This window comes from Streptomyces siamensis (assembly GCF_039543605.1).
Lineage (GTDB): Bacteria > Actinomycetota > Actinomycetes > Streptomycetales > Streptomycetaceae > Streptomyces > Streptomyces siamensis.
In genome coordinates this window covers 1,035,715-1,056,591 of the sequence record NZ_BAABKB010000002.1, presented here as the reverse complement: position 1 = coordinate 1,056,591, position 20,877 = coordinate 1,035,715, and the positions used below count along the sequence as shown (strand labels likewise).

General features: G+C 72.7%; 20 protein-coding genes and 1 pseudogene. 12 read left to right on the top strand and 9 right to left on the bottom strand.

Annotated elements, in window-relative coordinates; translation table 11 throughout:
* Nucleotides 1–284: 284 nt before the first annotated feature.
* Nucleotides 285–521, bottom strand: a complete 237-nt coding sequence (locus ABEB03_RS07440; RefSeq protein ID WP_095933908.1) for a hypothetical protein — start codon at nucleotides 519–521, stop codon at nucleotides 285–287.
* Between the two features lie 58 nt (nucleotides 522–579).
* Between ABEB03_RS07440 and map the strand changes: the two genes are divergently transcribed.
* Together map and ABEB03_RS07430 are read left to right on the top strand one after the other, a co-directional pair.
* Nucleotides 580–1,437, top strand: coding sequence for a type I methionyl aminopeptidase (gene map / locus ABEB03_RS07435; RefSeq protein WP_345643125.1), 858 nt, complete (start codon nucleotides 580–582; stop codon nucleotides 1,435–1,437).
* Nucleotides 1,438–1,613: 176 nt separating this feature from the next.
* Complete coding sequence (locus tag ABEB03_RS07430) at nucleotides 1,614–2,258, top strand: biliverdin-producing heme oxygenase (RefSeq protein ID WP_345643123.1); 645 nt, start codon at nucleotides 1,614–1,616, stop codon at nucleotides 2,256–2,258.
* Between the two features lie 68 nt (nucleotides 2,259–2,326).
* On the opposite strand, the gene ABEB03_RS07425 is transcribed toward ABEB03_RS07430, so the two are convergent.
* Nucleotides 2,327–2,971, bottom strand: a complete 645-nt coding sequence (locus ABEB03_RS07425) for a PhzF family phenazine biosynthesis protein (protein WP_345643120.1) — start codon at nucleotides 2,969–2,971, stop codon at nucleotides 2,327–2,329.
* 124 nt (nucleotides 2,972–3,095) lie between these two features.
* The gene (locus tag ABEB03_RS07420) at nucleotides 3,096–3,518 is read right to left on the bottom strand and encodes an HtaA domain-containing protein (RefSeq protein ID WP_345643117.1); all 423 of its coding nucleotides are present in this window, start codon (nucleotides 3,516–3,518) and stop codon (nucleotides 3,096–3,098) included.
* Between ABEB03_RS07420 and ABEB03_RS07415 the strand changes: the two are divergent.
* The 6 genes and pseudogenes from ABEB03_RS07415 to ABEB03_RS07390 all read left to right on the top strand — a co-directional run.
* A pseudogene (locus ABEB03_RS07415) lies at nucleotides 3,496–3,720 on the top strand (iron chelate uptake ABC transporter family permease subunit); the annotation flags it as partial. The gene ABEB03_RS07420 and the pseudogene ABEB03_RS07415 overlap by 23 nt on opposite strands.
* Nucleotides 3,717–4,562: a heme ABC transporter ATP-binding protein gene (locus ABEB03_RS07410; protein ID WP_345643114.1), complete on the top strand. Its 846-nt coding sequence runs from the start codon at nucleotides 3,717–3,719 to the stop codon at nucleotides 4,560–4,562. The pseudogene ABEB03_RS07415 and the gene ABEB03_RS07410, both read left to right, overlap by 4 nt.
* Nucleotides 4,563–4,752: 190 nt before the next feature.
* Nucleotides 4,753–5,889, top strand: a complete 1,137-nt coding sequence (gene efeO / locus ABEB03_RS07405) for an iron uptake system protein EfeO (protein ID WP_345643112.1) — start codon at nucleotides 4,753–4,755, stop codon at nucleotides 5,887–5,889.
* Nucleotides 5,890–5,899: 10 nt separating this feature from the next.
* A complete protein-coding gene (efeB, locus tag ABEB03_RS07400; RefSeq protein ID WP_345643110.1) occupies nucleotides 5,900–7,180 on the top strand; it encodes an iron uptake transporter deferrochelatase/peroxidase subunit in 1,281 nt (426 codons plus the stop codon).
* 4 nt (nucleotides 7,181–7,184) lie between these two features.
* Nucleotides 7,185–8,060: an iron uptake transporter permease EfeU gene (gene efeU / locus ABEB03_RS07395; RefSeq protein ID WP_345643108.1), complete on the top strand. Its 876-nt coding sequence runs from the start codon at nucleotides 7,185–7,187 to the stop codon at nucleotides 8,058–8,060.
* Nucleotides 8,017–9,030, top strand: a complete 1,014-nt coding sequence (locus tag ABEB03_RS07390) for a hypothetical protein (RefSeq protein WP_345643106.1) — start codon at nucleotides 8,017–8,019, stop codon at nucleotides 9,028–9,030. Before efeU ends, ABEB03_RS07390 begins: the two co-directional genes overlap by 44 nt.
* A gap of 111 nt (nucleotides 9,031–9,141) precedes the next feature.
* On the opposite strand, the gene ABEB03_RS07385 is transcribed toward ABEB03_RS07390, so the two are convergent.
* Nucleotides 9,142–9,870, bottom strand: a complete 729-nt coding sequence (locus tag ABEB03_RS07385) for a bifunctional DNA primase/polymerase (RefSeq protein WP_345643104.1) — start codon at nucleotides 9,868–9,870, stop codon at nucleotides 9,142–9,144.
* A 208-nt stretch (nucleotides 9,871–10,078) separates the two neighbouring features.
* Here ABEB03_RS07385 and ABEB03_RS07380 point away from each other — a divergent pair, with 208 nt between their 5' ends.
* Nucleotides 10,079–10,957 (top strand): glycerophosphodiester phosphodiesterase, encoded by an 879-nt coding sequence (locus ABEB03_RS07380; protein ID WP_345643100.1) that lies wholly within the window; start codon nucleotides 10,079–10,081, stop codon nucleotides 10,955–10,957.
* A gap of 416 nt (nucleotides 10,958–11,373) precedes the next feature.
* Here ABEB03_RS07380 and ABEB03_RS07375 read toward each other — a convergent pair whose 3' ends face one another.
* Nucleotides 11,374–11,988 carry a TetR/AcrR family transcriptional regulator gene (locus tag ABEB03_RS07375; RefSeq protein ID WP_345643097.1) on the bottom strand — a complete coding sequence of 205 codons (615 nt, stop codon included), beginning with the start codon at nucleotides 11,986–11,988 and terminating at the stop codon, nucleotides 11,374–11,376.
* A 156-nt stretch (nucleotides 11,989–12,144) separates the two neighbouring features.
* Between ABEB03_RS07375 and ddaH the strand changes: the two genes are divergently transcribed.
* Nucleotides 12,145–13,002 (top strand): dimethylargininase, encoded by an 858-nt coding sequence (ddaH, locus tag ABEB03_RS07370; protein WP_345643093.1) that lies wholly within the window; start codon nucleotides 12,145–12,147, stop codon nucleotides 13,000–13,002.
* Nucleotides 13,003–13,011: 9 nt separating this feature from the next.
* Here the strand turns inward: ddaH and ABEB03_RS07365 are convergent, their stop codons facing one another.
* The 3 genes from ABEB03_RS07365 to ABEB03_RS07355 form a co-directional block, all read right to left on the bottom strand.
* Nucleotides 13,012–14,004, bottom strand: coding sequence for a small ribosomal subunit Rsm22 family protein (locus ABEB03_RS07365; RefSeq protein WP_345643090.1), 993 nt, complete (start codon nucleotides 14,002–14,004; stop codon nucleotides 13,012–13,014).
* A 344-nt stretch (nucleotides 14,005–14,348) separates the two neighbouring features.
* Nucleotides 14,349–15,533 carry a serine hydrolase domain-containing protein gene (locus ABEB03_RS07360; RefSeq protein WP_345643087.1) on the bottom strand — a complete coding sequence of 395 codons (1,185 nt, stop codon included), beginning with the start codon at nucleotides 15,531–15,533 and terminating at the stop codon, nucleotides 14,349–14,351.
* A complete protein-coding gene (locus tag ABEB03_RS07355) occupies nucleotides 15,479–16,924 on the bottom strand; it encodes a multidrug effflux MFS transporter (RefSeq protein WP_345643084.1) in 1,446 nt (481 codons plus the stop codon). Before ABEB03_RS07355 ends, ABEB03_RS07360 begins: the two co-directional genes overlap by 55 nt.
* A gap of 98 nt (nucleotides 16,925–17,022) precedes the next feature.
* Here ABEB03_RS07355 and ABEB03_RS07350 point away from each other — a divergent pair, with 98 nt between their 5' ends.
* Both ABEB03_RS07350 and ABEB03_RS07345 read left to right on the top strand, forming a co-directional pair.
* Complete coding sequence (locus ABEB03_RS07350) at nucleotides 17,023–18,030, top strand: Gfo/Idh/MocA family protein (RefSeq protein ID WP_345643081.1); 1,008 nt, start codon at nucleotides 17,023–17,025, stop codon at nucleotides 18,028–18,030.
* A gap of 217 nt (nucleotides 18,031–18,247) precedes the next feature.
* Nucleotides 18,248–19,015, top strand: a complete 768-nt coding sequence (locus tag ABEB03_RS07345) for an SDR family oxidoreductase (RefSeq protein WP_425589193.1) — start codon at nucleotides 18,248–18,250, stop codon at nucleotides 19,013–19,015.
* Between the two features lie 326 nt (nucleotides 19,016–19,341).
* On the opposite strand, the gene ABEB03_RS07340 is transcribed toward ABEB03_RS07345, so the two are convergent.
* Nucleotides 19,342–20,604 (bottom strand): D-alanyl-D-alanine carboxypeptidase family protein, encoded by a 1,263-nt coding sequence (locus ABEB03_RS07340; protein ID WP_345643078.1) that lies wholly within the window; start codon nucleotides 20,602–20,604, stop codon nucleotides 19,342–19,344.
* Nucleotides 20,605–20,877 lie beyond the last annotated feature (273 nt).

The window sequence follows — 20,877 nt, the reverse complement described above, 5'->3', positions numbered from 1 at the left end:
TGGTCCGGGGGCCGTTGTCAGGGCCCCGTTGCCCGGGGGCACCGCCGGTCCTCTCCCACCCGCACCGCCCGAAACCCTCGCCCGACAAGCTCGGCTCGCCCCTACACGGCCCGGGTCCGTCGGCGGGCGCGGGTGAGCTGCCGCCGGTTCGCTCGCCCCGGCGTCGGGTGCCAAGGCCCCGTTCCCCGGGGGCGCCGCCGGGGCTTGCCCACCCGCACCGCCCGAAGCCCTCGCCCGACAAGCTCGGCTCGCCCCTACGCGGCCCAGGCCCGTCGGCGGGTGGCTCAGCGGTCCTCGGGGGCCTGCTCCGTGTCCGACGCGTCGTGCCACTTGGGGTCGGTTTCCCATTCGAGGTTCCGCTCGCGCGCGGTCTCCATCGCGTGGGCCGCCTCCTCGCGGGTCGCGTACGGCCCGAAGCGGTTCTTGGCCGGGCACTCGGGGCCTTCCTCGACCTTCTTGTGCTCCAGGCAGTAGTACCACTCGCCGGGCTTGCCGACGGTCCGCTTCTTGAACAGGGCCATGACCGGCTCCTTTCGACACGGACATGGTCCCCCATGCCCGCTGGTTAGACTCGCTGGCATGTCTGGCCAGTCGCTGCTCGTACCAGGGGAGCTCTCTCCCACCCGTCCCGTCCCGGGAAACATCCGGCGTCCCGAGTACGTGGGCAAGCCCGCCCCCACGCCGTACACGGGCCCCGAGGTGCAGACGCCGGAGACCGTCGAGGCGATGCGGGTCGCCGGCCGCATCGCCGCGCAGGCGATGGCGGAGGCCGCGAAGCTCATCGCTCCGGGCGTGACGACGGACGAGCTGGACCGTGTGGCGCACACGTACATGTGCGACCACGGCGCCTACCCGTCGACGCTCGGCTACCGCGGCTTCCCCAAGTCGCTGTGCACCTCCGTCAACGAGGTCATCTGCCACGGCATCCCGGACTCCACGGTCCTCAGGGACGGCGACATCATCAACCTCGACGTCACGGCATACATCGGCGGCGTGCACGGCGACAACAACGCGACCTACCTGGTCGGCGACGTCGACGAGGAGTCGCGCCTGCTGGTCGAGCGGACCCGCGAGTCCCTCGAACGCGCGATCAAGGCCGTCAAGCCGGGCCGCCAGATCAACGTCATCGGCCGGGTCATCGAGTCCTACGCGAAGCGGTTCGGGTACGGCGTCGTCCGGGACTTCACCGGGCACGGGATCAATTCCTCCTTCCACTCGGGATTGATCATTCCCCACTACGACAGCCCGCACGCAACCACCGTCATCCAGCCGGGGATGACCTTCACCATCGAGCCCATGCTCACGCTCGGCACCCACGAGTACGACATGTGGGACGACGGGTGGACCGTCGTCACGAAGGACCGCAGGCGTACCGCCCAGTTCGAGCACACGCTCGTGGTGACGGACAGCGGGGCCGACGTCCTCACCCTGCCGTAGCCCGGGAAGCATCGACGCCGGAAAGCATCGAGCCCGCCCTCCTCGGAGGGCGGGCTTCTTCGTGCCCGCTCGACCGGGTCGGGGTATGTTTTTACCGACAGACTGTCGGGAAAGTTTCCGACAGGTGGTCGGCAAGCTGTTGACTTAGGTAAGGCTTACCTTAGATGATTCGGCGCATGGACTTCTCGGCACTCATCCGCACCGCCTCGCACGAGCAGCATGTGGAGGCGGAGACCTCGACGTTCATGGCCGACCTGCTGGGCGGCCGGCTCGGCGTCGAGGCCTACGCGCGCTACACCGAGCAACTGTGGTTCGTCTACGAGGCCTTGGAGGCGGCGGCCGACCGGCTGGCGTCCGATCCGGTGGCCGGCCCGTTCATCCGGCCCGAGCTGCTGCGCCGCACCGCCCTGGAGCGCGACCTGGCCCACCTCCGCGGCCCCGGGTGGCGGGAGTCGCTCAGCCCCCTGCCCGCGACCCGGGCCTACGCCGCCCGCGTCGCGGAGTGCGCACGGGAATGGCCCGGCGGCTATGTGGCCCACCACTACACCCGCTACCTCGGCGACCTCTCCGGCGGCCAGATCATCCGCGGCAAGGCCGAGCAGACCTGGGGGTTCGCCCGCAAGGGCGACGGCGTCCGCTTCTACGTCTTCGAGGACATCGGCAATCCGGCCGCCTTCAAGCGCGGCTACCGCGAACTGCTGGACGCGGTCCCCGCCGACGATCTGGAGAAGCAGCGCATCGTCGCCGAGTGCAAGCAGGCGTTCGCGCTGAACACCGCCGTCTTCCACGCCCTCGGCGAGGAGTTCCCGCTCACGGCGTGACCGCCGCAGGACCGTGATCGGTCCGCGGCGGCGAGCCGGAAGGCACCCGGGGACCCGGCCCCGGGCCGTCAGCGTTCCAGCAGGACCCGTCCGCCCACCTCGACCCAGCCGTGCGGCTGCGGAGCCGTGAGGATCTGCGAACCCGCGCCTTGCACGATGTTGAGAGCGCGTCCCAGGCGGTCGGTGAGCAGCAGTGCCGCCGCGCCCGTCGCCTCGTCCTCGTCGATGCCGTCGTCACGGCCGGGGAAGGCGCGGGCGCGCACGCGGCCGGCCGCCTCGTCCTCCCACGCCCAGGCGTAGATCCACTCCCCCGGCGGCGGCACGGTGAGCGCGTCGACCTCGGCGGCCGATCCGTACTGCCGCAGCGTGCGCTCCGGCGCCCACTCGGCCCGTGCCTCGATCCAGCTGAACTCGCCGTCGAGCCGTACCCCCACCGCCCCGGCGGGGGTGACCAGTTCGGGCACGTCGAGCAGCCAGCCCGCGCCAACGCAGGGATGCCCGGCGAACGGCAGCCGCAGTGTCGGCGTGTAGATGTCGATCACCCCGCGCTCGGGGTCGTCGACGAACACGGTCTCGCTGAACCCGAGCTTGGCCGCGAGCGCCTGCCGTTCCTCGCGGTCCGGCAGCACGGAGCCGTCGCGCACGACACCGAGCTCGTTGCCGTACCCGCCGCCGGGTCCGCAGAACACCCGGAGCACGTCGTAGTCAGTCACTCCGGCATTCAAACATCACCCGAGCCGCGGGCGCGTCCCGGACCGTGCGGCCCGGATCCCGAGGCCCTGGACCCCGAGGTCGCAGGGTCCGGGTCTCGGGGTCCGGGCCGCCGCCGGTTCCGGATCACACCGCGCGGCGCCTGCGCACCGCGAGCACCACGCCCGCCCCGGCGACCGCGGTGACGGCCGCGGCGGCACCGAGGGCGACCGCCGGCACCCGGGATCCGGTGGAGGCGAGCGCGCCGCCCGCGCCGCCGGTCGTGCTCCCGGCCCCGCCGGTGGTCGTGCCGGAACCGCCACCCGAATCCGAGCCGGAACCCGAGCCGGAGCCGGAGCCGTCGCCGTCGCCGCCGTCCGGCAGGTCCGCGTCCTCGCTCAGGGCGACCGCCAGGTCCACCGGGTCCAGCTCGGTGCCGGCCGGGTAGAAGCCGCCGAAGGCCTTCGCGCCCGCGTCCGTGAGCGTGGCCGTCACCTCGTCGACGCCGATCACGTCGTCCTTCGCCACCAGGTCCGCGGAGTCCGCCGTCGTGCCGCACCTGCTGCGCATGGTGGCGGGCCCCGGCCATCGCCTGCTGATCCCGGGCAGCGCCCTGGGCGGCGCGGTCGTGCTCCTCGCGGCCGACCTCGCCGCCCGGACCGTCGCGCGGCCCGCCGAGCTCCCGCTCGGCGTCCTGACCGCCCTGCTGGGCAGCCCGTTCTTCTTCTGGCTGCTGCGCAGGACCCGCCGCAGGCAAGGAGGCTGGGCATGAGGTTCCCGCGTACGGTGCCACGTCTCGCGCGGACGGCGCGCGCCGTCCCCCCTCCCCCGGCCGTGCCCGGCGACGTGCTCGCCGAGGCGTCGGCGCTCCATGTCCGGCTGGGCGCCCGCGAGGTGCTGCGTGGTGTCGACGTCTCGGCGCGCGCGGGCGAGGTGCTGGCGCTGGTCGGCCCCAACGGCGCGGGAAAATCCACCCTGCTGGGGGCTCTGGCCGCCGATCTGCGTCCCGCCGCGGGCGTCGTACGGATCCACGGGCGCCCCGCGGCCGACTGGCCGGCGGCCGAACTCGCCCTGCGCCGGGCCGTGCTGCCGCAGTCGGCGGACCTCTCCTTCCCGTTCAGGGTCGAGGAGGTCGTCCGGATGGGCCGTGCGCCCTGGGCCGGCGTGGGCCGCGACGAGGACGACGCGGCCGTCGCCGGGGCGATGGCGGCCACGGAGGTCGCGGGGTTCGCGGACCGTCCGTTCTCCGCGCTCAGCGGTGGCGCACGCGCGCGGGCCGCGCTGGCCCGGGTGCTCGCCCAGCGTGCTCCGCTGCTGCTGCTCGACGAGCCGACGGCCGCACTCGACCTGCGGCACCAGGAGTTGGTGCTGCGGATCTGCCGGGAAAGGGCGCGTGCCGGGGACGCGGTGGTCGTGGTGCTGCACGATCTGGGGCTCGCGGCGGCGTACGCGCACCGGGTGGCGATTCTGTGCGCCGGTCGTGTCGCGGCCGCCGGTCCTCCGGCCGAGGTCTTCACCGCCGATCTCCTCGGCGAGGTCTACCGCCAGCCGGTCGAGGTGTTCCCGCACCCCGGGACGGGTGCCGCACTGATCGCACCCCGACGAGACTCTTGACTTTCACTTGACCATCTCATGGGGTCTGTTTTTGGCCGCCGTGATCAAGCCGTGCCTGTACACCGTCTGTGAGAGCTGAATCACCGGACGGGCGGGTATCAGTGAGGGAAGCCTCAGATAAGTTAGGCCAGCCTCACCACGCCGACGCGGTCACCGCCGTGCGGTTTGTCCGACTTCTCTTGGAGCCCGAATGCGAGCCGTCCGCCTCTCAGTTGTCACCGCTGCCGCCACCGCGGCAGCTCTGACCGCCGTCACGGGCTGCACCGAGAAGAGCGACGCCAAGAACGGTGACGCGATCCAGGTGACCGCCGCCGACAGCACGTGCGACACCTCCGCCAAGACCGTCCCGGCCGGCCAGGTCACGCTGAAGATCGAGAACAAGGGGTCGAAGGCCACCGAGGTCGAGATCGTCTTCCCGGACGACCGGATCGTCTCCGAGAAGGAGAACATCGGGCCCGGCACCAAGTACACGCTGACCGCCGAGGTGAAGGCCGGTTCGTACGAGATCGCCTGCCGTCCGGGCATGAAGGGCCACGGCGTCCGCCAGAAGCTCACGGTCACCGGCGGCAAGGTCGCCAAGCGGGACCCGCGCCTCGACAAGGCCGTCGCCGCCTACCGCGAGTACGCGCAGGAGCAGGCCGACGCCACGCTGCCCAAGGCCGAGGCGTTCGCGAAGTCCGTCAAGGACGGCGACATGGAGGCCGCGAAGAAGGCGTTCGCCGACTCCCGCCTCGGCTGGGAGCGCACCGAGCCCGTCGCGGAGTCCTTCGGCGACATCGACCCGAAGGTCGACGTCCGCGAGGACGGCCTGGAGGACGGCCAGAAGTGGACGGGCTGGCACCGTCTGGAGAAGGCCCTGTGGCACGACAAGAAGATCGGCGCGGAGGAGAAGACCCTCGCCGACCAGCTCGTCACCGACCTGAAGGACTGGCAGAAGCGGGTCGGCAAGGCCGAGATCACCCCGAGCTCCATGGCCAACGGCGCCAAGGAGCTGCTCGACGAGGTCGCCACCGGCAAGGTCACCGGCGAGGAGGACCGCTACTCGCACACCGACCTGACCGACTTCAAGGGCAACGTCGAGGGCGCGCAGAAGGCGTACGAGCTGCTGAAGCCGGTCGCCCAGGAGAACGACGCGGCGCTGACCACGGAGCTCGACAAGCAGTTCACGGCGCTCGACACGCTGCTCGACAAGTACCGCACGGACAAGTCCTCGTACGTCTTCACCTCGTACGACAAGGTCGGCAAGGCCGACCGCAAGGAGCTCTCCGACGCGGTGAACGCGCTCGCCGAGCCCCTGTCCAAGCTCGCCGCCGCCGTCGTGAAGTAGGAGCAGCACCATGACGGACACCACGGAAGACTCCGGACCCGCCGAGACCACGGGCTCGTCCGCGCCGTCACGGCGTTCGCTGATCGGCTGGGGCGGTGCCGGGCTCGCGCTCGGCGCCGCCGCGGCCGGCGGCGCCGTGGCGATGACCCGCACCGGCAACGACGTGGACCCGGCCGGCGCCGACGCGGGCGGCGCGATCGCCTTCCACGGCGCGCACCAGGCGGGCATCGCGACGCCGGTGCAGGACCGGCTGCACTTCGCCGCGTTCGACGTGCAGACGGACGACCGCGACGAGTTCGTGCAGATGCTGAAGGACTGGACGGCCGCCGCCCGGCGGATGACCGCGGGGCACGCGGTCGGCGAGGGGGCGTACGGCGGTCTGGCCGAGGCGCCGCCGGACGACACCGGTGAGGCGCTGGGCCTCAAGCCGTCGCGGCTGACGCTGACGATCGGCTTCGGCCCCTCCCTGTTCGAGAAGTTCGGGCTGAACGACCGGCGCCCCGAGGCCCTCGTCGATCTGCCGCAGTTCCCGGGCGACGCCCTGGAGAAGACCCGCAGCAACGGCGATCTGTGCATCCAGGCGTGCGCGGACGACCCGCAGGTCGCGGTGCACGCGATCCGCAACCTGGCCCGCATCGGCTTCGGCAAGGTCGTCATCCGCTGGTCCCAGCTCGGCTTCGGCAAGACCTCGTCCACCACCCCGGACGCGCAGACCCCGCGCAACCTGATGGGCTTCAAGGACGGCACGCGCAACATCGCCGGCACGGAGAAGGACCGGCTGGAGAAGTTCGTGTGGGTCGGCGAGAAGGACGGTGCCGACTGGATGACCGGCGGCTCGTACCTCGTCGCCCGCCGCATCCGGATGCACATCGAGACCTGGGACCGCACCTCGCTCCAGGAGCAGGAGGACATCTTCGGCCGCGACAAGGGCGAAGGCGCTCCGGTGGGCAAGGCGAAGGAGCACGACAAGCCCTTCCTGAAGGCGATGAAGCCGGACGCGCACGTGCGGCTCGCGCATCCCGACTCCAACAACGGCGTGACGATCCTGCGGCGGGGCTACTCGTTCACGGACGGCACGGACGGCCTCGGCCGCCTGGAGGCGGGCCTGTTCTTCCTCGCCTACCAGCGCGACGTGCGCAAGGGGTTCATCCCGCTCCAGCGCAGCCTGTCGCGCTCCGACGCGCTCAACGAGTACATCCAGCACGTGAGTTCGGCGGTCTTCGCCGTCCCGCCCGGCGTCCGCGGCAAGGACGACTGGTGGGGCCGGGCGCTGTTCTCCGAGGAGGCGTAGCCCAGTGTTCAGCAACTACCTGATCGGTCTGCGCGAGGGGCTGGAGGCGAGCCTCGTCGTCTGCATCCTGATCGCCTACCTGGTGAAGACCGGCCGCCGGGACGCCCTGCGGCCGATCTGGCTCGGCATCGGCGTCGCGGTCGCGCTGGCCCTGGGCTTCGGCTGCGCGCTCGAATTCGGCTCCCAGGAGATGACGTTCCAGGCGCAGGAGGCGCTCGGCGGCTCGCTGTCCATCCTGGCGGTCGGCCTGGTGACGTGGATGGTCTTCTGGATGCGGCGCACCGCGCGGCACCTCAAGAGCGAGCTGCACGGCAAGCTGGACGCCGCCCTCGCCATGGGCACCGGCGCGCTGGTGGCCACCGCGTTCCTGGCGGTGGGCCGTGAGGGGCTGGAGACCGCGCTGTTCGTGTGGGCGTCGGTGCACGCGGCCAGCGACGGCACGCCCCGCCCGCTGATCGGCGTGGCCCTGGGCCTGGCCACCGCCGTCCTGCTCGGCTGGCTGTTCTACCGGGGTGCGCTGCGGATCAACCTCGCCAAGTTCTTCACCTGGACCGGCGGCATGCTGGTCGTCGTCGCCGCGGGCGTGCTCGCGTACGGCGTCCACGACCTCCAGGAGGCCGACTTCATCCCCGGCCTGACGAACCTGGCGTTCGACATCAGCAGCACCATCGACCCGACGAGCTGGTACGGCACCCTGCTGAAGGGCGTCTTCAACTTCCAGCCGGACCCGACCGTCCTCCAGGTCACGGTGTGGGCGCTGTACCTGGTCCCGACACTCGCCGTCTTCCTCGCCCCGGTAGGGTTCGCCTCCGGGAAGGGGAAGGTGAAGGCACCTGATGAGCAGGGATCGCACGGGTCGCAGCCCACGAACGCTTCGTAGTCTCAATCGATTCGCCCTGGCAACGGGAGCGTTGACCGTTCTGTCGCTGACGGCGAGCGGCTGCGTGGTGGTGCACGGCGAGCGGGAGGTCGTACCGGCGGCGACCCGGTCCGAAGCCGCCCGCGCGCTCGAGGACTTCACCACCGCGTACAACAAGGCGGACAAGGAGTACGACCGTTCGCTGGACGCGGACCGGGTCGCCGGGCCGCTCGCCGACATCGACGCCGCGAAGCTCAAGGCGGGACACAAGAACAACCCGGGCGGCAATCCCTCTCATTCGCCGCTGACGTTCGCGGACGCCAAGTTCGTGATACCCGAGAAGGCCGCCTGGCCGCGCTGGTTCGTGGCCGACACGGCGGCCAACAAGGGCGTCAAGGGCAGCCGTTGGCTGCTCGTCTTCACCCGCACGAGCGCCGACGACGTCTGGGCCGTGTCGTACCTGACGGTCCTCGCCGCCACGGACGTGCCGAAGTTCGAGACGGACGAGGACGGCTGGGCCCAGCCGGTCACGGCCGACGACGCCGCCGTGACGGTCGAGCCCGGCAAGCTCAGCCAGGCCTACACGGCCTATCTCAGGTCCGGCGGCGACGAGTTCGGCCCCGGCACGCACACCTCGCAGTGGCGGGCCCAGCGCAAGAAGTTCGCGAGCAAGCCCGGACTCGCCCGGCAGTACATCGACGAGCCGATGTCCTCGGGCGAGTACGCCCCGGTGGGACTGCGCACGGCGGACGGCGGGGCGCTGGTGTTCTTCACCACGCACCGCTACGAGAAGCAGACCGCCGCGGCGGGCACCGAGATCCCCGCGCCCACGGCGGACGTGCGGGCCCTGACGACCGGCGAGATCAAGCAGTCCCTCACCCTGGAGTTCGTCTCCAACCAGGTGGCCCTGGATCCGGCGAAGGGCTCGGGGGACCCTCGCGTCTCGGTACTGGGGCGGATCGAGGGGCTGACGGGGGCGAAGGGCGAGTAGCCCCGCCCGTCACCCGTCACGTCGCGCCGGACACGGGGGCGGCCCCGTGCCGGTGAGGTCTCTAGCCGGTGAGGTCCGCAGGCGCGGTCGGTCCGTCGCCCGTGCGGGCCGTCAGTGCCGATGGGGCCAGGCGGCCAGCTGGTCCGTCTCCTGCTGCCCCGCGTGACGGGCACAGGCGTCGGTGAGGATCTCCAGCAGGCTGAGCGGGTCCGGCAGGGCGTGCTCGGGTCCGCGCACCCAGTCGACGGTCAGGTCGCCGGGGAGCCGGGCCGGCGGGACGAGAACGTAGGAGCCGCGGCAGTGCCAGCGGAACCCCGGGTGCTCGTCCATCGTCTCGGGGTGGCAGTCCAGCTCGCAGGGCCACCACTCGTCCTCGTCCTCGGGCGTACCGCGGGTGAGGGTGAAGAAGAGCATCCGGCCGTCGCCGCTCTCGGCGACGGGACCGACCTCGATCCCCGAGGCGAGCATCCGCTCCAGCGCCTCGCGGCCCGCCTCCAGCGGCACGTCGAGGACGTCGTGCACCATGCCGGTCGCGGTGATGAAGTTGGCGTGCGGCTGATGCCGGGCCCATCGCTCGATCTGGGCGCGGTCGGTGGTGGACTGCGTCTGCCAGGCGAAGGAGACCGGGTGGCGGGCCGGGGTGGGACAGCCGATGCGGTCGCAGGAGCAGCGGTAGCCGGAGGGGTGGGCGGCCTGCGCGAGCGGCAGTCCCGCGGCGGCGGCGGCGAGCAGCAGGGCCTCACGCCCGCCGTCGTCGGCGGTCTCCTTCTGACGGCGTCCACGCAGCCACTGGGAGATCCTGCCCTGCGCGCCGGAGCGGCGACCGAACTCTGCGCTCATCTATCCCCTCGCTAGCCGTTGGTCCCGACGACAACCATCCGGGGCGGACAGCCCGTTCCGGGGCCGTCCACAAGCCCTATCGTCCCACCATCCTGCGCTCCGGGTGGCCAGAGCCCGCATCCGGGGTGGGTGGGGCCATGTGTTCGCCCCCTTCAAATCGAGTGTCATTGACCACTTTGCATGGATTTGCACCCCTACCGTGGTCGCCATGCTCACACGGACTGCTCTCGCCGGTCTGGTCACGCTCGCCTCGCTCGCCCTCGCCGGACACGGCGGCCCGCCGTCCCCGCTGGAGTGGGGCGCCGGACCACTGACGGTGGACGCACTGCCCCGCGTCGTGCACGTGGCGCACCGCGGCGGCGCCCGGGAGGTGCCGGAGAACAGCATGTCGGGCCTGATGGCGGCCTACGAGCGGGGAACGGCCCAGGTCCTCGATCTGGACACGCAGATGCTGCGCGACGGGACCGTGGTCGTGATGCACGACGCGACCCTGGACCGCACCACCCACTCGCACGGCCGGGTCCGGGATCTGACCGCCGGGGACTGGCAGCGGGTACGGCTGCGCCCCGCGAAGGGGCTGCCCGGCAGCTGGCCCGCGGAGCGGCCGCCGACCGTCGCCGAGGTCCTGGACCGGTTCGGCGGGCGGATCGTGCTGACGATGGAGGCGAAGGATCCGCGGAGCCTGGACGCGCTGGCCGCCATGATCCGCGGCCGCGGCCTCACCCGCTCGGTGTTCGTCAACACCAACGACCCGCTGATGGCCCGCCGTATCCACCGGCTGGGCCTGCTCAGCCAGCTGTGGCGCTCGGCGGCCCAGATGCGCCGCGACCGGCCCGCGCGCTGGGCGTCGTTCCTCGACGTGCTCGACGTCGACCACAAGGCGCGCGAAGCCGATCTGGAGCGTGCCGTGCGCTCCGGCGTGCCGCGGGTGTGGGCGCACACCGTGATCACCCCGGGCGAGCGGGACCGGGCGCTCGCGCTGGGCTGCGACGGGATCGTCACCGACGCTCCGGGCCGCCTGGCGGCGGACGAGCGTGCCGCGGTCTCCGCCGTGCCGTCGGCCGTCCGGCCCGGGGCGACGCGCTAGCGACGGGGTGGTCCGCCATCCGGCGGGCGGTCCCCGGCCCGTGGCCCGTGCCCCGGCCGGCGCCTCGATGGTCCCGCCGTCCGGCGCGCGATGCCGTCACCCGTACCCTGGGCCTCCGGCTCGACGGTCACCCCGTCCGGCGCGCGGTGCCGTCACCCCTGCCCCGCACCACCGGCTCGACGGTCACCCCGTTCGGCGCGCAGTGCCGTCACCCCTGCCCCGGGCCGCCGGCTCGACGGTCCCGCTCACCCACCGCTCGGCACGCGGACACCTGATCCCTGCCCGACGGCTCGGCGGTCCCGCGCTCCGCCTCCCGACGCGCGGTCCCGTGGCCGGTGCCCATGGCCGACGGCTCGGCGATCCCGCGTTCCGCTGCCCGGCACGCGGCGCGTACGCGGCTCCCCCGTGGCGTCCGTTCAGCGCGGGGCGATCCCGTGGAGGGCGTAGTCGACGAGCGTGTCGGTGTAGTCGTAGGAGATCGGGCCGGTGCGCTGGAGCCAGCGCTGGGCGAGCGGGGAGACGAAGAGCTCCAGGGCGATGCGGGGGTCGACGTCCGCGCGCACGTCGCCGCGGTCCTGCGCCGAGCGCAGCCGCTTCACGTACAGCTGGAGCTGGGGCTCGAGGAGCTTGGCGACGAACTCGGCGCCGATCTGGTCGTTGACGACACCCTCCGCGGCCAGCGCGCGGGCCGGCACCTCGAAGGCGGGGTTGATCAGCTCGTCCACGGTGGCGCGCAGGACCAGCCTGAGGTCGGCGGCCAGGTCGCCCGTGTCCGGGATCTCGTACGGCTCCTGCCCCGCGGCCCGGGCGGCCTGCTCGCCGAGGTCCATGAACGCCTCCAGCAGCACGTCCGCCTTCGACGGCCACCAGCGGTAGATGGTCTGTTTGCCGACCCCGGCACGGGCCGCGATGCCCTCGATCGTGGTCCTCGGATAGCCGACCTCGCCGACGAGGGCGAGGGCGGCGTCGAAGATCGCTCGACGCGACCTGGCGCTGCGACGGGTGGCGTCCGGGGTGGGTTTCTCGGCCATGAGGGAAATTTATCAAGCGGGCGATACGCTCCGTCTCGCCTCCGGCCGGAGCTCGCCCGGCTCCCGGCGGACACAACCCTTTCGGCTCCCGGGCACCGCGCACCCCTCGGCGCACCATGGCACCAACTGCCCCTGCGGTTGCGTAAGGAGCCCTCCTTGCACCCTCCCCGGCGCGCCACACCCCGGCGCTATCTCATGTGCCCGCCGACGCACTTCGAGGTCACGTACACCATCAATCCGTGGATGAATCCCGCCAAGCCGGTCGACGTGCCGCTCGCCGTCGCCCAGTGGGAGGACCTCCGCGACCGGTACCGCTCTCTCGGCCACACCGTCGATGAGCTCGAACCCCGCCCCGGGCTGCCGGACATGGTCTTCGCGGCGAACGGCGCGACCGTCGTGGACGGCCGGGTCCTCGGCGCCCGGTTCGCGCACCGCGAGCGCGCCCCGGAGGCACCGGCCCACCTGGAGTGGTTCCGCGCGCACGGCTTCCCGCGGGTACAGGAGCCGGTGCACGTCAACGAAGGGGAGGGCGACTTCGCGGTCACCGCGTCCTACCTGCTCGCGGGCCGCGGCTTTCGCGCGAGCCCTCTCTCGCACGCGGAGGCCCAGGAGTTCTTCGGCCGCCCGGTGATCGGGCTCGATCTCGTCGACCCGCGCTACTACCACCTCGACACGGCACTCGCGGTCCTGGACGACCGCACGGACGAGATCATGTACTACCCGCCGGCCTTCTCCCCCGGCAGCCGCGAGGCACTGCGCAGACTGTTCCCGGACGCCCTGATCGCGACTGCCGAGGACGCCGCGGCGTTCGGGCTCAACGCGGTCTCGGACGGCCTGCACGTGCTGCTCCCCCAGGCCGCGACGGGCCTGCTGGAGCCCCTGCGGGAACGCGGCTTCGAGCCCGTCCCCATCGACCTGAGCGAACTCCTCAAGGGCGGCGGCAGCGTGAAGTGCTGCACACAGGAGCTGCGCTCCCAGGGCCCGCCGGGCGTCGCGGGACTCACGGTCGGGTGACGTCGGGCCCTACGGGGTGTCGGCGGGCGGCCACGCGTCGCCCCACTCGGCGTCACGGGCCGCCCGGTACAGCGGTCCGTGACGCTTCGTCACCGTCTCCCGATGCAGCGACTCGTCGGGGCCGCACAGGTCCAGCAGCACCTGCCCCTTGCGGATCTGCGGCTTGCGCACGATGCGGGAGGCCGCCGGATCGGGCGTGAAGCGGGTGGCTGCCACGTAGCTGAACTTCTCGTCCTCGTAGGGCAGGGAGCCGCCCTTGACCTGGCGGTGCAGGGAGGAGCGGGCGACCCGGGCCGAGAAGTGGCACCAGTCCTCGCCGGGCACGATGGGGCAGGCCGCGCTGTGCGGGCAGGGGGCGGCGACGTGGAACCCGGCGTCGATCAACCGGTCGCGGGCCTCGATGACGCGGGCGTAGCCGTCCGGGGTGCCGGGCTCGACGATCACGACGGCCTGGGCGGCCGCGGCCGCGGTGGCCACGACGCCGGCGCGGTCGTCGTCGGTCAGCTCGCCCAGGACGTAGGAGACGGTGACGAGGTCGGTGCTCTCGACGGTGAGCGTCGCCCCGATGCGGGAGCGCCGCCACTGCGCGGACTTCAGCTCGGGATTCGCCGCGGCGATCTCGCTGCCGAGCGCGAGCGCCGGTTCGGCCCAGTCGAGGACCGTCACCGGGCGGGCGCCCTCCCAGGTGGCGTTCACCGCCCAGGTGGCGGCGCCGGTGCCGCCGCCGACGTCCACGTGGCTGCCCGGGGCCCAGCCGGGTACCGCGTCCGCGAACTCCTCCAGCGCCGCGCGCACCGCCTCGAACGTCGCGGGCATCCGGTACGCGGCGTACGCGACGACGTCCGAGCGGTCGCGGAGGATCGGCGCGTGCGTCGGGGTGGTCCCCCGGTAGTTGGCGATCAGCCGTTCCACGGCCTGCGCGGCGGCCTTCGGCGGCAGGCCGTCCAGCAGCCCGGCGAGGGCGGTGCGCAGGGTGTCGGCGGGGGGAAGGGGGGCGTTCACCCCGTGATTCTACGGTCGGCGCCGACACCCTCCGGCCGGCGCCGGCGGGTCCCCGCCGACGCCCTGCACCGTCTCCGGCCCCACCCGGCGCGCTCGGTCGGGGGGGCCGACACCGACCCGTCCACGCGGCCCGCGGCCGACACCACCCGGCGTGCACGGTCCGGGGCCCGCCCCCCGACCGGTGTGCACGGTCCGCGGCCGGCCTCACCCGGCGTGCACGACCCGCAGCCAACCCCGACCGGCGTGCGCGGACCGGGAGCCGACCCCAGCCGGACCGCACGGTCCCGCCTCCGACACCACCCGGCCCGCCCGGTCCGGGGCCCGGCGCCCCCGGACCGTGGCCGTCACGTGCAGTCGCGCACCGCGCGGGCCAGGCGGGTGGCGGCCGCCGCGCGGGGCGCGCTGTCCGCCGGCCGGCGCCGCGGGTGCACCGTGTTCGCGAGCAGTACGAGGAAGGTGTCCGTCGCGGGGTCCAGGACCAGGGACGTTCCCGTGAACCCGGTGTGCCCCACCGCCCCGCGCCCCGAGAGGTCACCCATGAACCAGGCCTGGTCGAGGGCGAAGCCGAGCGCAGGCGGCCCGAGCATCAGCTCGACGAAGTCGGGGCCGAGTATGCGGGCGGGCCCGTAGGAGCCGCCCGAGAGCAGGGCACGGCAGAAGACGGCGAGGTCGCGCGCCGTGGAGAAGAGCCCCGCGTGCCCCGCCACCCCGCCGAGCGCCCACGCGTTCTCGTCGTGGACCACGCCCCGCAGCATGCCCCGGTCCACCTTCCCCCAGGGCCGCCGCTGGTCCTCGGAGGCCGCGGCGCCCGGGCAGGGGCCGAAGCCGGTGGCCCGCATGCCGAGCGGCCGGGTGATGCCGTCCCGGACGAGGACGTCCAGGGAGCGCCCTGTGACGCGCTCCAGGACGAACTGGAGCAGCAGCAGGTTGAGGTCGGAGTAGAGATACTCGCCCGGCGCGGACGAGGGAGCCTCGGCCCGCAGCATCGCGAGCCGTACCGCGTCGTCCGGGCAGTCGTACAAGGGCAGTTCGGGCCGCAGCCCGGAGGTGTGCGTGAGCAGCTGGCGCACGGTGACGCCGTGCTCGGCGGCCGCGTGGAACTCCGGCAGGTACGCGCCCACCAGCGCGTCGATGCCCAGGGTGCCGCGTTCCAGTTGCTGCACCGCGGCGACCGCGGTGAAGAGCTTGGTGAGCGAGGCCAGGTCGAAGGGCGTGTGCACGCTCATCGGCACGCGGGCCCCGGGGGGCAGCTCGACCCCGGTGTCGGTCTCCTCGTCGTACGCCGCGTAGCGCACCGCCCACCCCGCCGCCGCCTCGACGGCGACGACCGGGCCGCGTCCCGCGATGAGGACCACGCCCGCCGCCCAGGGGTCGGCTCCGCGCGTGAGCGCGCGGACCTCGCTGACGAGGTGACGCAGTTCTCCGGGGTCGAGCCCGGCCCGTTCCGGTGTGTCGATGCGCAGTCTGGGTGCGCTCAGCTGTCCGCCGCCTTTCCGTCCGGTGCACGTCCCGTCTGCCAGGGACGGCACAGTCCCACGAAGCAGGCGACGGCCACCAGTACCGCGCCCAGTTGGACGACGGCCATCGGGACGGCGGTGTGCTCGCCCGCGATGCCGACGAGGGGCGAGGCGATCGCGCCGATGAGGAAGGAGGAGGTGCCCAGCAGCGCGGAGGCGGAGCCGGCCGCGTGCCGCACCCGCATCAGGGCGAGCGCCTGGGTGTTGGGCAGGGCCAGGCCCATCGAGGACATCAGCACGAACAGGGCGGCGGCCACCGGGGCGAGGCCGACCTCGCCGAAGACGCCCGTGGACATCAGCAGCAGTGCGGTCGCCGCGAGCGCGACGAGCACGAGGCCCGTGGCGAGTGCCTTGTCGAGCCTGACCCGGCCGACCAGGATCTTTCCGTTGATCTGGCCGACGAGGACGAGGCCGACGGAGTTGAGGCCGAAGAGCAGGCTGAAGGTCTGCGGGGAGGCGCCGTAGATCTCCTGCACGACGAAGGGCGACGCCGAGATGTAGGCGAACAGCGCGGCGAAGGCGAACCCGCCGGCGAGCATGTACCCGGTGAAGACACGGTCCGCGAGCAGGCCCCGCATGGCGTGCAGTGCCACGCCGACGCCGCCGCCGTGCCGGTCCGCGGGCGGCAGGGTCTCGGGCAGTTTCGTCCAGACGACGGCGGTCAGTGCGACGCCGACCGCCGTGAGGACCACGAACACGCCCCGCCAGTCGGTGACGCGCAGGATCTGGCCGCCGATGAGCGGCGCGACGATCGGGGCGACTCCGGAGATCAGCATCAGGGTGGAGAAGAAGCGGGCCATGGCCACGCCGTCGTACAGGTCGCGGACGACGGCCCGGGCGATCACGATGCCCGCCGCGCCGGCGAGTCCCTGGGCGAGGCGGAAGGCGACGAGGAGTTCGGCATCGGGGGCCAGTGCGCACAGCACGGTGGCCAGGACGTAGACGGCGAGGCCGGCGAGAAGCGGACGTCTGCGGCCCCACTTGTCGCTCATCGGGCCGACGACGAGCTGTCCGAGCGCCATGCCGGCGAGGCAGGCGGTGAGGGTGAGCTGCACCGTCGCGGCGGGCGCGTGCAGTGCCTTCGTGACGTCCGGCAGCGACGGGAGGTACATGTCCATCGCCAGCGGGGGCGTGGCGGTGAGGCCGCCGAGGATCAGGGTGACGAGGAGTCCGGTGCGGCGCGCGGCTCCGGTACCGGCGGGCGCGTCCGGGTGCGGGGCGGGGAGGGGGTCGCCGGGTGCGCCGAGGACGGTGTCCGGGCGCGGGCCGCGGAGCGTGTCCGCGTGTGCGGCGGGCGTGGCGCCCGGCTGCGCGTCGGCCCCGGCGGCCGCCGCGTCCGGTATGTGTCCGTCCGGGCCTTCCCGGCCTTCCTGGTCCCGCGCGGTGCGGCCACGCTCGGGCATGCGCCCCTCCCTCTCCGAGTGATCCGCCACCTATGCTCTCAGTTCGAACGGCGTGTTCGGGTCACAAGGACAGGGCGCGAGGCGGACAAGGGGCGGGAATGACGGGCGAGCGCGACAGCGTGCGGTGGGGGATTCTGGCGACCGGCGGGATCGCCGCGTCGTTCACGGCGGACCTGGTGGACATGCCGGACGCCGAGGTCGTGGCCGTGGCCTCGCGGACGGAGGCCTCCGCGAAGACGTTCGCGGAACGGTTCGGGATACCCAGGGCGTACGGCGACTGGGCGTCGCTCGCCGAGGACACGGACGTCGACATCGTGTACGTCGCCACTCCGCACGCGGCGCACCGGACCGCGGCCGGGCTGTGCCTGGAAGCGGGGCGCCACGTGCTGTGCGAGAAGGCGTTCACGCTGAACGTGCGTGAGGCCGAGGAGCTGGTGGCGCTCGCGAAGGAGCACGACCGCTTCCTGATGGAGGCCATGTGGATGTACTGCAATCCGCTGGTCCGGCGGCTCAAGGCGCTCGTCGACGACGGCGTGGTCGGTGAGGTCCGCACGGTGCAGGCCGACTTCGGGATCTCCGGCCCGTTCCCGCCCTCGCACCGGCTGCGCGACCCGGCACAGGGCGGCGGGGCGCTCCTCGATCTGGGTGTCTACCCGGTGTCGTTCGCACAGCTGCTGCTCGGGGAGCCGTCGGACGTCGTCGCGAAGGCGGTGCTCTCCGACGAGGGGGTCGACCTCCAGACGGGAGCGCTGCTCACCTGGGAGAGCGGCGCTCTCGCCTCGGTGCACTGCTCCATCAACGGCGGCACGCCCGTCTCCGCTTCCATCACCGGATCCGAGGGCCGTATCGACCTTGCGGACGGTTTCTTCTTCCCCGAGCACTTCGTGCTGCACCGCGACGGCCGTGAGCCCGAGACGTTCTCCGCCGACCCGGCGTCCGGCCCGCGCAACAGCCTCAAGCACGAGGCCGCCGAGGCGATGCGCGCGCTGCGGGCCGGTGAGACCGAGTCCCCGCTCGTCCCCCTCGACGGCAGCCTCGCCGTGATGCGGACGCTCGACGCGATACGGGACCGGATCGGCGTCCGCTACCCCGGCGAGACCGCCTGACACGAGACAGGGGCGGCCGCCGCCACCGACGGCGCCGGTCGCCCTGTCCTTGTCTCTGCCCTTGCCTCTTTCCCTGTCACCCGGCGCCACTGCCGCTGCGCCTGCCACCGTCGCCGCCGCTGCCGCTGCCGGGACGGACACCGGCACCCCTCGCCCACCCTTCCGCAGTACGGACCTTCCCTTCCGCACCACGGACTCTCCCGTACGCTGCGGCTCCATGACTGCCATGAACGCTCAGCACACGAAGATCGCGGTGGTGACCGGGGCGGGCTCCGGCATCGGCCGCGCGGTGGCCGTGGAACTGCTGCGCACCGGTTGGTCGGTGGCGCTGGCCGGACGCCGGACGGCGACACTGGAGGAGACGGCCGCCCTGGTGCCCGGGGCCCCGTCGACGGCCGTCCGCACGGACGTCGCACGCCCCGACGACGTGGCCGCCCTCTTCGCCGCCGTGCGCGACCGCTTCGGACGGCTCGACCTGCTCTTCAACAACGCGGGCACGTTCGGCCCGGGCGGCGTCCCGCTCGAGGAGTTGCCGTACGACGCCTGGCGGCACGTCGTGGACACCAACCTCAACGGCGCGTTCCTGTGCGCGCAGGCGGCGTACCGGCAGATGAAGGAGCAGGACCCGCAGGGCGGCCGGATCATCAACAACGGTTCCATCTCGGCGCACGCGCCCCGCCCGCGGTCGGTGGCGTACACCGCGACCAAGCACGCGCTGACCGGGCTCACCAAGTCGCTGTCCCTGGACGGGCGCCCGTACCGGATCGCGTGCGGTCAGATCGACATCGGCAACGCCGCCACCGACATGACCGAGGGGATGCGGACGGGAACGCTCCAGGCGAATGGCGAACTGGCGGTCGAACCGGTGATGGACGTCGCCGACATCGCGCGCACCGTACGGCACATGGCCGAACTCCCCCTGGAGGCGAACGTGCAGTTCGCGACGGTGCTGGCGACGACGATGCCGTACGTGGGGCGCGGCTGAGGCCGTCGCGGCGGCCCTCCACGCGGTTCACCAACGGCGTGCCAAGAACTGGTCAACGACTCAACTTGCACAAACGGAAGATGAAGCTCCGGACCATATAAGCCGGTCAAGGGCTTATGCTCAACATCTCCTCCACGAGAGCTTCACACTTGGAGCACCAGGCTTCGGTACGACCACGGTCCACACCGAGGGGGGAGGTGGCAGCTGTTCCGCGGCCCGGAAGGGGGCGGACCTCGCGCGGGACCGCGAGGTAAGCACCGGACCGCGGGACGGCTGCCCCCAACACGTGTGCGACCGCGAGGAGTCGGCACACACGCGGGCAGGGGTCAGCGCCGGTGACGGGCGCTCCCCGCCTCGCCGTCCTCTTGGCCGTCCTCCCCGGTGGCCGCGCGCCGGCGCCCACGCAGCGCGAAAGCGCCGCCCGCCAGCAGGGCCACCGCTCCTCCGGCCCCGGCGAACAGTCCCCACGACGAGCCGTCCGAGGCAGGGCCTGCCGCGGCCGCCGAGGCACCCGCCGCCGCCTTCGGCGCCTTCCGCGAGGGCGTCGCGCTCGCCCCGCCCTCGCTGAGCGGATCGACCAGCCTGCCCACCGGCCGCACCTTAGCCGCGTTCGCGAAGCCCCAGTCGAGCAGTTGGGCGGTCTCCTCGTAGACGCCGCTGCCGCCGTTCTTCGGGTGCATCACCGTGACGAGCAGGGTCCGCCCGTCGCGGGTGGCCGCGCCGGTGAAGGTGTTGCCCGCATGGCTGGTGTAGCCGTTCTTCACCCCGATCAGACCGTCGTACGGCCGCACACCCCACGCGCCCGTGAGCAGGCGGTCGGTGTTCTGGATCTGGAAGGTCTTCTTGCCGCCGGCGGGGAAGTCGGCGGTCTTCGTCGCGCAGTAGCCGCGGAAGTCGGCGTCGGCGAGGCCGTGCCGGGCGAAGAGCGTCAGGTCGTACGCGGAGGACAACTGGCCCTTGTGGTCGAACCCGTCGGGGCTGACCACGTGCGTGTCGAGGGCCTGCAGGTCCCTCGCCCTGGCCTGCATCTGCGCGACGGTCACGGCGATGCCGCCGTTCATGTGGCTGAGGACGTGCACCGCGTCGTTGCCCGAGCGCAGGAAGACGCCCTGCCACAACTGCTCGACGGTGTAGGTGATTCCGGGCTTGATGCCGACGAGGCTGGAGCCCGCGGGCACGTCGGCGAGGTCACCGTCGGTCGCCTTGCGGGTCTCGGTCCGTTCGAACCGCTTCAGCACGGTGTCCGCGAACAGCATCTTCAGGGTGGACGCGGGCGCCAGCCGCCGGTGCGCGTCGTGCGCGGCGAGCACCTCGCCGCTCTCGTGGTCCGCGACGAGCCAGGCGCGGGCGGTGAGCCGCTTGGGCAGTGCCGAGCCGCCGAGGACCTGGACGCCGCCGCGGCCGAGGCGTTCACCGCCGATCGTGGTGGCGGCGGACGCGGCCGGGGCGCCGGACGCGGCCAGCGGGACGGCCGCCGCGAGACCGAGGGCGGCGCGCCGCGACAGCACGGCGGAGCGGGCGGCGGGCACGGAGACCGCACGCGGGGACGGCGGAGCGGAACGCGGGGTACGCGGCGAGGAATCACGCATCCCGGGACCGTACAAAGCCCGTCCGTGAGACCGTACAGCGGGGTGACAAAGAAAAGGAAAGCCAATCCCAAAGGGGCGGCAAAACGGTGCCGCGTGACGGCGCGGGCCCGCCCCGTACGGCCGCCCACCGTCCCACCGGGAGTTGCGTGCCGGGCGGGCCCGCCGTTCTTCACCGGGCGTCACTCAACAGGGGTTTTCTGGCAATAAGCCCTGAACGGATTAGGAATGGGCTGTCTTACGGAATTTTGATTTCGGGCTCCGTTTTCTCAGCTC

What these genes read in the sequence shown, in the direction of transcription:
- ABEB03_RS07340 (WP_345643078.1), bottom strand. Translation starts at nt 20,604, where the DNA reads ATGCGTGATTCCTCGCCGCGTACCCCGCGTTCCGCTCCGCCGTCCCCG.
- map (WP_345643125.1), top strand. Translation starts at nt 580, where the DNA reads ATGTCTGGCCAGTCGCTGCTCGTACCAGGGGAGCTCTCTCCCACCCGT.
- ABEB03_RS07390 (WP_345643106.1), top strand. Translation starts at nt 8,017, where the DNA reads ATGAGCAGGGATCGCACGGGTCGCAGCCCACGAACGCTTCGTAGTCTC.
- ABEB03_RS07380 (WP_345643100.1), top strand. Translation starts at nt 10,079, where the DNA reads ATGCTCACACGGACTGCTCTCGCCGGTCTGGTCACGCTCGCCTCGCTC.
- ABEB03_RS07410 (WP_345643114.1), top strand. Translation starts at nt 3,717, where the DNA reads ATGAGGTTCCCGCGTACGGTGCCACGTCTCGCGCGGACGGCGCGCGCC.
- ABEB03_RS07350 (WP_345643081.1), top strand. Translation starts at nt 17,023, where the DNA reads ATGACGGGCGAGCGCGACAGCGTGCGGTGGGGGATTCTGGCGACCGGC.
- efeB (WP_345643110.1), top strand. Translation starts at nt 5,900, where the DNA reads ATGACGGACACCACGGAAGACTCCGGACCCGCCGAGACCACGGGCTCG.
- ABEB03_RS07420 (WP_345643117.1), bottom strand. Translation starts at nt 3,518, where the DNA reads ATGCGCAGCAGGTGCGGCACGACGGCGGACTCCGCGGACCTGGTGGCG.
- ABEB03_RS07345 (WP_425589193.1), top strand. Translation starts at nt 18,248, where the DNA reads ATGACTGCCATGAACGCTCAGCACACGAAGATCGCGGTGGTGACCGGG.
- efeO (WP_345643112.1), top strand. Translation starts at nt 4,753, where the DNA reads ATGCGAGCCGTCCGCCTCTCAGTTGTCACCGCTGCCGCCACCGCGGCA.
- ABEB03_RS07355 (WP_345643084.1), bottom strand. Translation starts at nt 16,924, where the DNA reads ATGCCCGAGCGTGGCCGCACCGCGCGGGACCAGGAAGGCCGGGAAGGC.
- ABEB03_RS07385 (WP_345643104.1), bottom strand. Translation starts at nt 9,870, where the DNA reads ATGAGCGCAGAGTTCGGTCGCCGCTCCGGCGCGCAGGGCAGGATCTCC.
- ABEB03_RS07430 (WP_345643123.1), top strand. Translation starts at nt 1,614, where the DNA reads ATGGACTTCTCGGCACTCATCCGCACCGCCTCGCACGAGCAGCATGTG.
- ABEB03_RS07375 (WP_345643097.1), bottom strand. Translation starts at nt 11,988, where the DNA reads ATGGCCGAGAAACCCACCCCGGACGCCACCCGTCGCAGCGCCAGGTCG.
- ABEB03_RS07440 (WP_095933908.1), bottom strand. Translation starts at nt 521, where the DNA reads ATGGCCCTGTTCAAGAAGCGGACCGTCGGCAAGCCCGGCGAGTGGTAC.